The following is a 13,566-nucleotide window of genomic DNA, read 5'->3' on the forward strand; positions in this document are numbered from 1 at the left end:
GCAGCCTGCCCGGCGGCCTGGCGCCCGGTAAGATGAAGGATACGGAGGAGGATGCTGTCATGGCCCGTTTGCCAGCCTGCGCTCAAGGGAAAGAGATTGAGGCTGCGGTAGAGCGTCTCTAAGACGGGGTGGCAGAAGGCAGCAATAGCAAAAGTTCAATCTGAATGATTAAGGTTTTTGATGGAGCCATTTCATGAAAAAATTTCTCTTTTCGGCTTGCACAATCCTACTTTTGTCATTCTCTTTTCAGTCATCTTCTCAAGATGGCGACCAAGCACCGAAGGTGCTTAGGGTCATTTATGGCAAAGAAGATAATCTATGTAACTCGTTAAAGGCGACGTATCAGAAATTTGTTAATAGTCATCGGGGAGAAGACCGTACAGCATATGTTTTTGAGAATTTGAGTGATCTCTATAATGGAACAGAAATAACAGTTCCGGTCAATGAAATATCTAATGCATCCATATTTATCCATTCCGTCGATATGGAAGGGTATTGGCATGACAATATTTATTATATTGACGTTACCGGCGATGGAACAAAGAGGGTAGTCTATCTCAGGCAGGACCCATTCGGGCGCTCAAACGACCGCCATTCCCGAATCTGGGTATTTAAAAATGGCGTAAAGTTCAGTCCAGATGTTTATGAATTCAAAAAAGGAAGCTTCTTCCTTAATGTGTCTTTTAACAATAGCCAAGTCGATTATTTCTCACCACCTGGCCGGAATAGCCGATTGCGCGGCGATAAAATCGCCGATTCTGAAAACTATATCCTAGTTGAGCACAAATATGGAAAGATTTCTGATCGATTGATGAATAATATATATGAAGATATTATGGGAGAGGAGCACATTATATCTGTATCTGGTAAAATTTATGCTGTTTCTGGATTTGTTGGATATGGCGATGCGGTTATCTATAGCATTCAGCCTCCCAATTCAATTATTGTTAATTGCGTCATCTCTTCTAAATAATAAATGAATCAAGCAAAATTACAAATAAATACGATTAAAATTTTATCCATCTAGACTGCAAGCGGATACAACTCTTCCCCTCCGCTGCCGGGCTATTTCCTCCGCACAGTTGCAGCGCGGGATCAGCGCCGTATGTCCCATGGGGTTCCCCCTTCAGGAGATACGCCATGGTCGCCACGCCCACTTCCGCAGCCGGCACCCCAACGGGCCCGGCAGCCGATAAGGTCAGCCTGCGGACCCTGACGGTCGTCAGGCACGTCTTGTTGGGCTTAGGCTTCGGCTTGATACCGATGGTGATTTTCGTCATGCGACACGACCTGCCAACCAGCCGCGGCGCCCTTGTCGGCTCCGTTCTGGGGGGCGCATTGGGCGGAATGGCGAGCATGGGATTGATCGGGGCTTATCGCGCCCGCTCCATCCCGACCGACCAGCCCAGCCCCATCGGCCGGCTGCGTCTCACCCTCGGTCTGGCGCCTCTGGCCCTCATCTTCGTGGGCCTGGCGGCTCTGATGGTGATTTGAAGATCATCGCCAGCAAGTCCAGCCAATAGCTCAGCCCCAGCGTGAACGCCTTGGCCCACCCCCGCAGGGGCGTGGCCGGAACGATGCCGTAGGGGCTGAGCCTTTGGACCGAACGCCCCTGCCCCCGCAGATGCTCCATGGCCTGGCGGACCAGGGGATGGAACAAGTCCGCCGCGCCCACAGGGTCGCGGGTGCCGTCCGCGTTCTCCCACGCCTGCAACGTCGCAGCCGGCTCGTCGTCATAGCCCCGCGCGACCAGGACGCGCGGCCCGCCATCGGAAAAGCGCCAGAGGGTATAGGCGTAATAATAGTCGTAAGAGCCGTCCGGCCCGATGTCGGAACAGTCGACATGGTGTGAGGCTTCCACGTCCACAGGATGGCGTCCTCCGCAGGGTGTCCCCCAGTGACATGGGGGTGGGCCGCCATTCCGACAGGTCTGGATCTGACGAAACCTCACCCGGGTTTATTCCAATCGTTGCCGGAGCCCCCACCCCGCCAAAGTGGCGGATGTTGAGGTTGGCCCCTTGCCCTTAGCATGACCGGGTTCCGGGCGACCCCCCGGCGGCGGCGCATGAACCATTGCCGGTCGGCGGCCGTAGTACAGGCGGACAAGAGGGAAGGACGAGCATGACCATGGCCAGCGCCGCACCTGGATCGAACACTCCGCCGGCCACCCCGCCAGCGCCCGCCCGGCTGCTGTCCATCGCCACCGCCCTGCCCCCCTATCGCCTGACGCAGGAACAGGCGCTGGCCGGCGCCCGCCAGGTCTTCGCCCATCGGCTGCGCGACTTCGACCGCCTGGCCCCCGTCTTCACCCATGCCGGCATCGAGGGCCGCGCCTCCTGCGTGCCGCTGGACTGGTATCTGGAGCCGCACGGCTGGGCGGAGCGCAACAGGCTGTACCTGGAGCATGCCGTCGACGTGCTGGCCCGCGCCACCACCCAGGCGCTGGAGCGGGCGGGCCTCAAGCCCACCGACGTGGACGCCATCGTCGCGGTCTCCTCCACCGGCATCGCCACGCCCAGCCTGGACGCGCTGATCATGCAGCGCCTGGGCATGCGGCCCGACGTGGAGCGCATGCCCCTGTTCGGCCTGGGCTGCGCCGGCGGCGTGCTGGGCCTGGCGCGCGCCGCCACCTGGGCCACCGCCCGGCCCGGCGCCAACGTCCTGCTGCTGGTGGTGGAGCTGTGCGCCCTCAGCTTCCGCCGGGGCGATTTGTCCAAGGCCAACGTCATCGCCACCGCCCTGTTCGGCGATGGCGGGGCCGCGGCCATCCTGCGCGCCGATCCCAAAGACCATGAGGCGGGCCCCGCCTTCCTGGCGTCAGCGGAACATCGCTGGCCCGACAGCCTGGGCATCATGGGCTGGCAGGTGGAGGACGACGGCATGGGCGTCATCTTCGCCCAGAGCATCCCCACCCTGGTGCGGGAGAAGCTGCCCGAGGTGGTGGCCGGCTTCCTGGATCGCCAGCGCACGACGCTGTCCGACCTGGCCGGAACCATCTGCCATCCCGGCGGCACCAAGGTGCTGGACGCGCTGGAGGAGGTCCTGGCCCCGGCCACCGATGGGCTGGCGGACGCCCGCGACGTGCTGCGCCAGCATGGCAACATGTCGGCCGCGACCGTGCTGTTCGTGCTGGAACGCCGCGTGCGCCAGGGCGCGCGGGGCCTGCACCTGCTGTCCAGCCTGGGGCCCGGCTTCATCGCCGCCCTGGGCCTGATGCGGTTCTAAGCATGGACGGACTCGCTTTCGGCCCCCCGCAAATCGTCGTCCTGCTGCTGGCCGCGCAGCGCCTGGCGGAGCTGCGGGTGGCCAACCGCAACACCCGCCGCCTGCTGGCCCAGGGTGGCCAGGAGGTGGGGCGGGCGCACTACCCGCTGTTCATCGTGCTGCACAGCGTCTGGCTGGCCGCCCTGTTCCTGTTCGTCCCGGCCGACGCGCCCATCGTCTGGCCCCTGGTGGCCCTGCTGATCCCCCTGCAACTGGCGCGCTATTGGGTCATCCGCACCCTGGGACCCTACTGGACGACCCGCATCATCACCCTGCCCCAGGCCCCGCTGGTACGGGGCGGCCCCTTCCGCTGGGTGCGGCATCCCAATTACTGCGTGGTGGTGGCGGAGATCGCGGCCGTGCCGCTGGCGTTCGGCGCCTGGCGCCTGGCCCTGATCTTCTCCATCGCCAACGCCCTGCTGCTGACCCACCGCATCCGGGTGGAGGAATCGGCGCTGGCCCCACGCCGGGGCGCGGCGGCGCAGCCCTGAGCGCCGGTCCGGCCTCGGGCCCTCCCTCTCTTTGGTTAACAGCCACCACCAAAGGGCGTGGGAGCGTTTACGGCGGGCGCGCGGATCGTTATTGTCCGGCCAGCCCATGTGTAAGGCCCCCGGATCTGTGCGGGGGCCGGGCGCGGATGCCGGACCGGCAGCCACGCCGCAAACGCCCCTATCCGGAGCCCATCCCGTGATCGAAGCCGCGTCCCTCGACAGCATCGAACTGCTGGCCCCCCTGACGGCCGACCAACGCGCCAGCCTGGCCAAGCAATGCAGCTGGCGCCATTTCCACCCGCAGGAACAGGTGATCGACCGCGCGTCGGACAGCCGCGACGTCTGCTTCATCGTCGAAGGCCGGGTGCGGGTGGTGAACTACTCCCTCTCCGGCCGCGAGGTCACCTTCGACGATGTGGAGGCCGGCGGCTATCTGGGCGAATTGTCGGCCATCGACGGCGAGGCGCGGTCGGCCAGCATCGTCGCCCTGAGCGAGGTCATGGTCGCCTTCATGTCGCCGCGGCTGTTCCAGCAGGTGGTGACCCAGAACCCCACCATCGCCTGGGGCGTCATGACCCGGCTGGCCAGCATCGTTCGTTCCGCCACCGGACGGATCATGGATTTGTCGACGCTGGGCGCCAACAACCGGGTCCATGCCGAACTGCTGCGCCTGGCCAAGCCCACGCTGAAGTCCGACAACACCGCCGCCATCTCCCCCATCCCGATCCACAGCGACATCGCGGCGCGGGTCAGCACCACCCGCGAAACGGTCGCCCGCGTGCTGGGCGACCTGTCGCGCGACAAGCTGGTCGTTCGCCAGGACAACTCCCTCCTCGTCCGCGACTTCGCCCGATTGGAGGAGATGGTGGAGGAGGTCCGGGGCGATTGAGCCTTTGGGGGTAACCACGAGGTCTTTTTTTGAAGTGTGACACGCTTGCCACGGTTTTTTAACTTTTCATCAATCCGTGTCGGAGCTATATAAGAGGGGCTTGACCGTGACGGATTTGACACTCTCAAGCCTTCAACCTCCTTATGAGGCTCCCTTCATCTTCGCCGGCTGTCTTCGAGACAGCCGGCGTTTTTTTTGGCCGCGGCCCGCAGCGGCGGACCATGACAGTCGCCGCAAGGCGGCCGTCCGTCGGGCACAAAGCCGCACCGTGCATTCGTGGATGCGAAACACCACGAAAACGGATACATTCATTATCTGAATGCAATCTTGCGATTGGCATCGCGCCGCCCAATTCATGGCGATCCAAAGGGACGTCCGGGCGTCGTGTGTCTCAATACCTTGATCCGACGCCTCCATGAGGGAGCGTGGGGGAAGGCGGACGTCATGCCACGCTGCCGTGGCGACACCCAAAAGGGGTGCGGGTTAATACGCCGAACACGCGGCATCTCAAAGAGATGCGGTCGGGGGTGGGTATGGTTTCGCAGATCAGTTATCTGACGCCGGCGCAGTTCGCCGCCGTCACGACAGCCAACATCCAGCGGTTGACGACCCAGGATGTCCAAGCGCTGACCACCGCGCAGATCAAGGCGATGACCACCGCGCAGGCCATCGCCTTCCAGGTCAGCCAGATGGTCTTCACCGCGTCCCAGCTGCAGGCGTTCAGCGAGGCCGACCTGGCCGCGCTGGAGACGGACGACCTCAAGGCCCTGAAGGCCACCCAAATCTCCGCCCTCACCTCCAATCAGATCCAGGCGCTGACCACCGATCAGCTGGCGGCGCTGACCACCGCCGACATCCAGGAATTCACCAAGGCCCAGGCCGGTTCCTTCACCACCGACCAGTTGGCGGCCCTATCCACCGCCGACGTCCGCGCCCTGACCGTCACCCAGTTGAGCGGCCTGACCAGCGCCCAGGTGGCGGGGCTGGGAACCGACAACCTGTCGGCCCTGAGCAGCGCGCAGACGGCCAGCCTGTCCTCCACCCAGGTCAAGGCGCTGACCACCGACCAGTTGGCTGCACTATCCAGCGCCGACATTCGGGAATTCACCGCCGCCCAGATCGCCTTCCTGACCACCAGCCAGACGGCGGGCCTGACCACGGGCGCCGTCACCGCGCTCAGCACCGCCCAGGTGGCGGGCCTGACCACGGCGCAGGTCCGGGTGCTGACCTCGGACCAGCTGGCGGCCTTGTCGACGGTGGATGCCAAGGCGCTGACGGCGACGCAACTGTCGGCGCTGGGCACAGGCCAGGTGCCCTTCCTGACCAGCGGCGTGCTGTCGACGCTGAACTCCGTCCAGGTCGCGGCCTTCACCACCGCCCAGGTTCAGGCGCTGGGGTCCGACCAGTTGAACGCGCTGACCACGGCGGATATCCGCGAGTTCACCAGTCTGCAAGTCGCGGCGCTCACCACCGACCAGGTGGCGGCCCTGAATACCGGCAGCCTGGCCGCCCTCACCTCCCTCCAGACCGCCGCCCTGACCACCGCCCAGGTGGCGGCGCTCGGCACCGACCAAGTGGGCGGCCTGACCACGGCGCAGGTCGCCGGCCTGTCCGTCAACCAACTCAAGGCGCTGTCGACCGACCAGCTGGGCGCCCTGGGCACCGCCACGGTGCAGAAGCTGACCAGCATCCAGGTGGCGGCGCTGACCACGGCGCAGGTCGCCGGACTGGGCACCGCCAACCTGTCGGCGTTGACCAGCGCCCAGGTCCAACGGCTGGGCAGCGCCCAGATTCGCGCCCTGACCACGGACCAGTTGAACGGCCTGACCACGGCCGACATGCGGGAATTCGCCGCCAGCCAGTTGACGGCGCTGAGCACGGGCCAGGTCGCCGCCCTGGACACCGACAACCTGACGGCGCTGACCACCGCGCAACTGACGGGCGTGACCTCGACGCAATTGTCGGCGTTGACCACCGACCAGGTGGCGGCCTTGACCACGGCCCAGCTGGCCAGCCTGACCGCCGTGCAGCTCAAGGGCCTGGACGCGGAACAATTGGGCGCACTGGGTACGGCGACGGTCCAGAACCTGACGGCGGCGCAGGTCGCGGCGCTGACCACCGCGCAAATCGCGGCCATGTCCACCGCCAACCTGTCGGCGCTGAACAGCGCCCAGGTGGCGGTGCTGGGCAGCCTGCAAATCCAGGCGCTGACCAGCGACCAGCTGAACGCCCTCAATTCCGCCGACATACGGGAGTTCACGGTCACCCAGATCGCGGCCCTGACCACCGCCCAGGTCTCGGCCCTGGGCAGCGGCGCCCTGTCCGCCCTCAGCACGTCCCAAGTGGCCAGCCTGACGGTGGCGCAGCTGCGCACGCTGGGATCGGATCAGGTGGCCTCGCTTTCCACGGCGGATATACGCGCCCTCAGCGCGCTTCAGGTTCAGGGCCTGACGACGGCGCAGGTCGCGACGCTGGGCACCGACGCCCTGTCCGCCCTGGGCAGCACCCAGGTGCAGAGCCTGACCAACACGCAGGTGCAGTCGCTGACGGCCGACCAGTTGAACGCGCTGGCCAGTTCCGACCTGCGGGAATTCACGCCCGGCCAGATCGCCGCCCTGACCACGGCCCAGGTGGCCGGCCTGCAGACCGCCACCCTGGCGGGGCTCAGCACCACCCAAGTGGCCGCCCTGAGCACCGGGCAAATCCGGGCCCTGACCTCCGACCAGCTGGCCGGCCTCACCACCACCGACGCCCGCGCCCTGACGGCGACGCAACTGGCGGCCATATCGACCGACCAAGTGTCCGAAATTGGCACCGACGCCCTGTCTTCCTTGAGCGCCAGTCAGGTCACCGGCCTGAACAGCGCCCAGATCCAGGCGCTGGCCACGGACCAGCTGAACAGCCTGACCACGGCCGACATCCGCGAATTTTCAGCCGCCCAGGTGTCGTTCCTGACGACGGACCAGCTTTCGTCGCTCAGCACCGCCAACCTGTCCGCCCTCAGCAGCACCCAGGTGCCCAGCCTTGGCAGCGCGCAGATCCGCGCGCTGACCACCGATCAGTTGAACGCGCTGTCGACCGCCGACGCGCGTGAATTCACCGCCACCCAGGTGGGGGCGCTCAGCACCGACCAGCTGTCGGTCCTGGGCACCACCCAGCTGACGGCGCTGACCTCCCTGCAGTTGGCCGGGCTGTCCACATCCCAGGTCAAGGCGCTGACCAGCGACCAGGTCGCGGCCCTCACCACCGCGCAACTGACCACCCTGTCCGCCGGCCAGGTGGCGGCGCTGTCGACCGACCAGCTGGCGGCCCTGCCCACCGCGAACCTGCAGAAGCTGACGGGCACGCAGGTGGCGGCGCTGACCACGGCCCAGGTGGCGGGGCTGGGCACCGACGCCCTGGCCGCGCTGACCACGTCCCAGGTCACCAGCCTGACCTCGCTGCAGGTCCGGGCATTGGCCTCGGACCAGTTGAACGCCTTGACCACGGCCGAGACGCGGGCCCTGACGGCGGCGCAACTGACCAGCCTAGGCACCGACCAGGTGGCCAGCCTGGGCAGCGACTTCCTGGCGGCCTTGAGCTCCACCCAGGTCGGCAGCCTGTCGGCCACGCAGATCAAGGCGTTGACATCGGACCAGTTGGGAACGCTGCCCACCGCCGACGCCCGCGCGCTGACCGCCGCCCAGGTCACGGCGTTGACCACCGACCAGGTGGCCAGCCTGGGCAGCGACGCGCTGTCCGCCCTGGGCGCGAGCCAGGTGACCAGCCTGACCTCCGCCCAGGTCCGGTCCCTGACCACCGATCAGCTGAACAGCCTGACCACCGCCGACGTGCGAGAGCTTTCCGGCACCCAGGTGGGCTATCTGACCACGGACCAACTATCGGCCCTGGGCACGACCAACCTCTCCGCCTTGAGCAGCGCGCAGGTGCCCAGCCTGTCCAGCGCCCAGGTCCAATCCCTGACCACGGACCAGCTGAACGGCCTGACCAGCGCCGACATCCGGGAGTTCACGGCGACCCAGGTGGGCGCGCTGACCACCGGCCAATTGTCCGCCCTGGGCACCGACCAGCTGACCGCCCTCACCACCACCCAGGTCGCCGGCCTGACCACGGCGCAGATCACCACCTTGGGCACCGGACAGGTGGCGTCCCTGACCACCGCGCAGGTAGCCAGCCTGTCGGCCACGCAGGTCAAGGCCCTGACCACCGGCCAGTTGGACGCCTTGGCCAGCGACACCGTTCAGAAGCTGACCGCAACCCAGCTCGCCGCCCTGACCACCGACCAGATCGGCGGCTTGGCCACCAACGTCGTCGCGGCCTTGACCACCAGCCAGGTGACCAGCCTGACCGCCGGCCAGGTGCCGGCACTGACCTCGGACCAGTTGAACGCCTTTTCCACCGACGACGCCCGGGCCCTGACCGCGTCCCAAATCCAGGCCCTGACGACCGCCCAGATCTCCCAGCTCGCCACCGCTTTCCTGGTGACGCTGAGCACCAGCCAGATCGGCAGCCTGTCGACAGCGCAGGTCGCGGCACTGTCCACCGTTCAGCTGGGGGTCCTGCCCACCGCCGACGCCCGCGCGCTGACCGCGGCACAGGTGTCGGCGCTGACCACAGACCAGGTCGCCAGCCTGGGCTCCGACGCCTTGTCCGCGCTCAGCTCCACCCAGGTGGGCACCCTGACCAGCGGCCAGGTGGAGGCGCTGACCAGCGCCCAGTTGAACAGCCTGACCAGCGCCGACATCCGGGAGTTCACGGCGGCCCAGGTGGGTACCTTGACCACGGACCAGCTGTCCGCCTTGGTCACCACCCAGCTGACGGCCCTGTCCACCGCCCAACTGGGCGGCTTGACCACCGCCCAGGTCGCCAGCCTGCGCACCGACCAGGTCGCGGCGCTCACCACCACCCAGGTGACCAGCTTGTCGACCGCTCAGGTGGCCGCTCTGTCCACAGCCCAGGTCAGCGCGTTCAGCACCGACACGGTGCAGACGCTGACGGGCGGCCAGATCGCGGCCCTGACGACGGACCAGGTCAGCGAGCTGGGCACGCCCTTCCTCTCGACCCTCACCACCGCCCAGGTGGCCAGCCTGACCACCCAACAACTGAACGCGCTGGGGACCGACCAACTGAACGCCTTGTCCACAGCGGACATCGCCGCCCTGACGACCCGGCAGGTGGCCAGTCTCGGTACCGCCCAGGTCGGCGGCCTGGTCAGCACCGTCCTTCAGGCCCTGACCACGGCCCAGGTGGCCAGCCTGACCACCGCTCAGGCCGTGGCGCTATCGACCAGCCAGTTGAACGCTCTGAGCACCGACGACGCCAGCGCCCTGACGACCGCGCAGGTGGCGGCGCTGTCCACCGACCAGGTTTCAGGCCTCAGCACGAGCAACCTGTCCGCCCTGAGCCCCACGCAGGTGGCAAGCCTGACCAGCGCCCAGGTGCAATCGCTGGGCACCGGGCAGCTGAACGCCCTGACCACGGCGGACATCACGGAATTCACGGCGACGCAGGCGGCCCAGTTGACCACGGACCAGTTGACGGCCCTGGACACCGCCCACATTTCGGCCCTGACCAGCCAGCAGGCCGCGGCCTTGACCACCGCCCAGATCCAGGCGCTGACCACCAGCCAGGTGGCCGCCCTGCTCCCCACGCAGGTGGCCAGCCTGACGGCCGCCCAGGTCAAGGTTCTCGACACCGACCAATTGGCGGCCTTGGCCACCGCCGACGTCCGCGCCCTGACGGCAGCGCAGTTGCAGGCCTTCAGCACGACCCAGGTCGCCGGCTTCGGCACCGCGTTGCTGTCGGCGCTGAGCAACGCACAATTGAGCAGCCTGTCGGTCACGCAGTTCCAGACACTCAGCACAGACCAGTTGAACACACTGAGCACGGCACAGATCCGGGGCCTGTCGGCCACCCTGGTCTCATCGCTCACCACGGCCCAGATATCCGGCCTGCGCACCGACAACCTGTCGGCGTTGAGCGCGCCGCAAGCCTCGGTGCTGACCACGGCCCAGATCCAGGCGCTGACCACCAGCCAGTTGAGCGCGCTGACCACCTCCGATATCCGGGAGTTCTCCGCCTCCCAGATTGGGGCGCTGACCACCAACCAGATCGAGGCCCTGACCACGGCCGAAGTGTCCACCCTGACGGCTGGGCAGTTGGCCGCGTTCAGCACCAGCCAAGTCGGCGCGCTGACCACCGACCAAGCCGCCGCCCTGACCGTGTCCCAGGTGGCGGGCCTGTCGCTGACCCAGGTGAAGTCGCTCAATACCGACCAGTTGGACGCCCTGGCCACAGATCGTATCCAAAACCTGACGCCGGCGCAGGTTGCCGCCCTGACCACGGCGCAGATCGCGGGCCTCAGCACCGTCAACCTGTCCGCCCTCACCGGCACGCAGATTTCGCTGCTGGGCAGCGCGCAGATCGACGCGCTGACGACACAGCAGCTGATCTCGCTGAGCACGGACGATATCCGTGAGTTCACAGTCAGCCAGGTACCGATGTTCACCACGGACCAGATACCGGGCCTGAGTCCGAACCAGATTCAGTCGATGCACTCGGCCCAAGCCAACGCCTTCACCGGTGACCAGCTGGGGGTGTTTACCTCGGACCAGACCAACGCCTGGCAAACGGCCCGTTCGTCGTCATCGTAAAGCGGCTGGGGCATCGAAAGGATGCCCCTCGCGGGGCCCGTCACGCGCCGGCCAGGCTCCACAGCCCGCTGCCGGCCACCAGGGGACGATCGCCGTCGTGCACGCGGAACTCGGTCACCAGTTGTGACCAGTTGCGCCGGATTGGCCGCGCCTCACCCTGGACCAGGGTGCCCCTCGGCCCGCTGCCCAGATGGTTCAGCGACAGGTTCAGCAGCACCGCCTCGCCTTCCGGCACGCCTTCATCGCTGATGGCGCGCAGGCAGACCAATTCGGCGAACGCGGCAAGGACGGAGGTGTGGATTTGGCCGCCGGCGGCCAGGTGGCGTTCGTCGGCCACGAAGGCGCGGACCCAACCGCCATAGCCGCCGCCCCGGGCCGGCCGGCCCTCCCAAAAAGGGCCGATGTGGGCGACGAAGCCGGGCGTCACTGGGCACAGCGCCCAACCTTCGGCATTCGTGTCAGCGGCGCCATCCGCCATCATGCCCGTGCCCCCTGGGTACGATGTCAGCCGTTAACCCGCGTGAACTCGCGGAAAGTGACGGCGATCTTGTCCTCGACGATGGTGACCTCGCCCCGGCCCACGGTGCGGCCGGAAACGATGATATCGGACAGATCGTCGATCTTGCGGTCAAGTTCCACGATGGCGCCACGGCCCAGCTTCAGAAGATCCCGCACCCGGATGGTGGAGGTTCCCAGCACCACCGACACCTCGACCATCGTGTCATAGATGGCCGAAAGCTCCGTCGACGTGCCCATCGCGGGGCCACCGCCGCCGAACATGGCATCGATATCGTCCTGGTTGCTCATGTCGTCGGACCCGTAATCGCCAATCCCGTCCGTGGGATGCGGAATGACATTACCATGACCGGGCAGCCGGGGGGAAAGCGATTTGGCGCTAGGGTCGGCTGCCCCCGCTGACAGTCACCGCCCGTCATATCATGCAGGCGGCGGCCAGGCCGGGGGCTTCGGGCGGAGTGGGCGCTTCCCGCCCCGTGCCCTCCCAGGTGTAGGCTTCCACCCGGTTGCGGCCGCCGGCCTTGGCGCGATAGAGCGCCTGATCGGCGGCATCGACCAGTGTATCCCAGCCGACATCCGGAACGATGTTGGCCCGGCCGATACTGACGGTGCATCGGATCGCCGTTCCGGGGTCGATCACCAGTTGCTCCACCGCCCGGCGAATCCGGTCCGCCACCGTGGCCACGGTAACCGCGTCGGCCTCCGGCAGGACGATGGCGAATTCTTCCCCGCCGATACGGCCCAGCACATCGGTGGCGCGGATGACGTCGGCGATGGTTTGCGCCACGCGCGTGATCACCACGTCGCCCGTGCCGTGTCCCCAGCGGTCGTTGATGGCCTTGAAATGGTCGATATCGACCATCAGCACGCCCAGCGCTTCCCTGTTCTGGTGGGCCCGGGCGACCATGCGGGCGCCCTTCTCCCATAGCACGCGCCGGTTGGCGATGCCGGTCAGCGGATCCTGGTCCGCCAGGGTGACCAGGCGTGCCTGCAGGCGCTGCGCCACCATCCAGAGATAGCCTAAGGTCAGCGTGAAGGTGACCCCGACCCGCAACAACAGGGCCATCATGGATGTCGGTTCACGCAGGTCGCCGATCACCATGTCGCCATGGGGCAGAACCTGGAACGCTTCCCAAACCATCCGGGTCAGCAACACAGCGGCCCAGGCCAAATTGAAACCGGCCATGGTCCAGGCCGCCATCCGCATGTCCCGGTCCGCATGACGCAGCAACAACCAGGCGGTGCCCACCGCCAGTAGGAACCGGCACCCGCATCCCAGGATGACATTGACGGGAAGGTACAGGCCCGCCGTGGCGTAAACGCCGATCTTGGCGCAAGACAGGACACCCGCCGGCACCAGCAGCCAAAGCGTACGCCGTGGCCGGTTCAGGAAGGACTGAATCCCGACGTAAGCAAGCATCGTCCCCCAGTCGAGCTGCAAATTGCCGACCAGGCTGAAAATGGGTTGGGGCCGGCCCGGAGCCGGATAGGGCGCCATCACCATCAACAGGCCGGCGGCCTGCAACAGGTTCGACAGGATCCAGAACCAGACCGCGGCCCCCGCCTTCAGCGTGCGCCCCACTGGAAACAGACACAGTACGGCGACGACATGAAGCAGAATATTGACGATGAGAAGTGTCAGGATGTGCATGTCGCCCGCCACCCACGCGCACGAAAATGAAGACTGTGCCCGGACGAACGATCAGGATAGCGATGCCCCTTGGCACGCCTAATCCATCAATCAGCGACCAAA

10 protein-coding genes are annotated in these 13,566 nt (G+C 66.1%); 6 read left to right on the forward strand and 4 right to left on the reverse strand.

Annotated elements, in window-relative coordinates; genetic code table 11:
• Positions 1-193: 193 nt before the first annotated feature.
• Together UCD39_RS14785 and UCD39_RS14790 are read left to right on the forward strand one after the other, a co-directional pair.
• The gene (locus UCD39_RS14785) at positions 194-973 is read left to right on the forward strand and encodes a hypothetical protein (protein WP_330496740.1); all 780 of its coding nucleotides are present in this window, start codon (positions 194-196) and stop codon (positions 971-973) included.
• Between the two features lie 167 nt (positions 974-1,140).
• Entirely contained in the window at positions 1,141-1,494 is a 354-nt protein-coding gene (locus tag UCD39_RS14790; RefSeq protein WP_330496741.1) for a hypothetical protein, read from the forward strand.
• Here UCD39_RS14790 and UCD39_RS14795 read toward each other — a convergent pair.
• Positions 1,457-1,867: a hypothetical protein gene (locus tag UCD39_RS14795; protein WP_330496742.1), complete on the reverse strand. Its 411-nt coding sequence runs from the start codon at positions 1,865-1,867 to the stop codon at positions 1,457-1,459. The two genes, UCD39_RS14790 and UCD39_RS14795, sit on opposite strands and share 38 nt — an antisense overlap.
• A gap of 254 nt (positions 1,868-2,121) precedes the next feature.
• Here UCD39_RS14795 and UCD39_RS14800 point away from each other — a divergent pair, with 254 nt between their 5' ends.
• The 4 genes from UCD39_RS14800 (at position 2,122) to UCD39_RS14815 (ending at position 11,297) form a co-directional block, all read left to right on the forward strand.
• On the forward strand, positions 2,122-3,225 hold the full coding sequence (locus UCD39_RS14800) for a type III polyketide synthase (protein ID WP_330496743.1): 1,104 nt from the start codon (positions 2,122-2,124) through the stop codon (positions 3,223-3,225).
• A 2-nt stretch (positions 3,226-3,227) separates the two neighbouring features.
• Positions 3,228-3,755, forward strand: coding sequence for an isoprenylcysteine carboxyl methyltransferase family protein (locus UCD39_RS14805; RefSeq protein ID WP_330496744.1), 528 nt, complete (start codon positions 3,228-3,230; stop codon positions 3,753-3,755).
• 196 nt (positions 3,756-3,951) lie between these two features.
• On the forward strand, positions 3,952-4,644 hold the full coding sequence (locus UCD39_RS14810) for a Crp/Fnr family transcriptional regulator (RefSeq protein WP_322483607.1): 693 nt from the start codon (positions 3,952-3,954) through the stop codon (positions 4,642-4,644).
• Between the two features lie 533 nt (positions 4,645-5,177).
• A complete protein-coding gene (locus tag UCD39_RS14815; protein ID WP_330496745.1) occupies positions 5,178-11,297 on the forward strand; it encodes a hypothetical protein in 6,120 nt (2,039 codons plus the stop codon).
• 40 nt (positions 11,298-11,337) lie between these two features.
• Here the strand turns inward: UCD39_RS14815 and UCD39_RS14820 are convergent, their stop codons facing one another.
• From UCD39_RS14820 to UCD39_RS14830, 3 genes are all read right to left on the reverse strand, one after another.
• Complete coding sequence (locus tag UCD39_RS14820; protein WP_330496746.1) at positions 11,338-11,778, reverse strand: PaaI family thioesterase; 441 nt, start codon at positions 11,776-11,778, stop codon at positions 11,338-11,340.
• Between the two features lie 23 nt (positions 11,779-11,801).
• Positions 11,802-12,104: a flagellar motor switch protein FliN gene (gene fliN, locus UCD39_RS14825; RefSeq protein WP_145733722.1), complete on the reverse strand. Its 303-nt coding sequence runs from the start codon at positions 12,102-12,104 to the stop codon at positions 11,802-11,804.
• A gap of 124 nt (positions 12,105-12,228) precedes the next feature.
• The gene (locus UCD39_RS14830; RefSeq protein WP_330496747.1) at positions 12,229-13,464 is read right to left on the reverse strand and encodes a GGDEF domain-containing protein; all 1,236 of its coding nucleotides are present in this window, start codon (positions 13,462-13,464) and stop codon (positions 12,229-12,231) included.
• Between the last annotated feature and the right edge of the window lie 102 nt (positions 13,465-13,566).

Origin of the sequence: Nitrospirillum karajorum (assembly GCF_036348415.1) — a bacterium.
GTDB lineage: Bacteria > Pseudomonadota > Alphaproteobacteria > Azospirillales > Azospirillaceae > Nitrospirillum > Nitrospirillum amazonense_B.

What these genes read in the sequence shown, in the direction of transcription:
- UCD39_RS14785 (WP_330496740.1), top strand. Translation starts at nt 194, where the DNA reads ATGAAAAAATTTCTCTTTTCGGCTTGCACAATCCTACTTTTGTCATTC.
- UCD39_RS14790 (WP_330496741.1), top strand. Translation starts at nt 1,141, where the DNA reads ATGGTCGCCACGCCCACTTCCGCAGCCGGCACCCCAACGGGCCCGGCA.
- UCD39_RS14800 (WP_330496743.1), top strand. Translation starts at nt 2,122, where the DNA reads ATGACCATGGCCAGCGCCGCACCTGGATCGAACACTCCGCCGGCCACC.
- UCD39_RS14805 (WP_330496744.1), top strand. Translation starts at nt 3,228, where the DNA reads ATGGACGGACTCGCTTTCGGCCCCCCGCAAATCGTCGTCCTGCTGCTG.
- UCD39_RS14815 (WP_330496745.1), top strand. Translation starts at nt 5,178, where the DNA reads ATGGTTTCGCAGATCAGTTATCTGACGCCGGCGCAGTTCGCCGCCGTC.
- UCD39_RS14820 (WP_330496746.1), bottom strand. Translation starts at nt 11,778, where the DNA reads ATGATGGCGGATGGCGCCGCTGACACGAATGCCGAAGGTTGGGCGCTG.
- fliN (WP_145733722.1), bottom strand. Translation starts at nt 12,104, where the DNA reads ATGAGCAACCAGGACGATATCGATGCCATGTTCGGCGGCGGTGGCCCC.
- UCD39_RS14830 (WP_330496747.1), bottom strand. Translation starts at nt 13,464, where the DNA reads ATGCACATCCTGACACTTCTCATCGTCAATATTCTGCTTCATGTCGTC.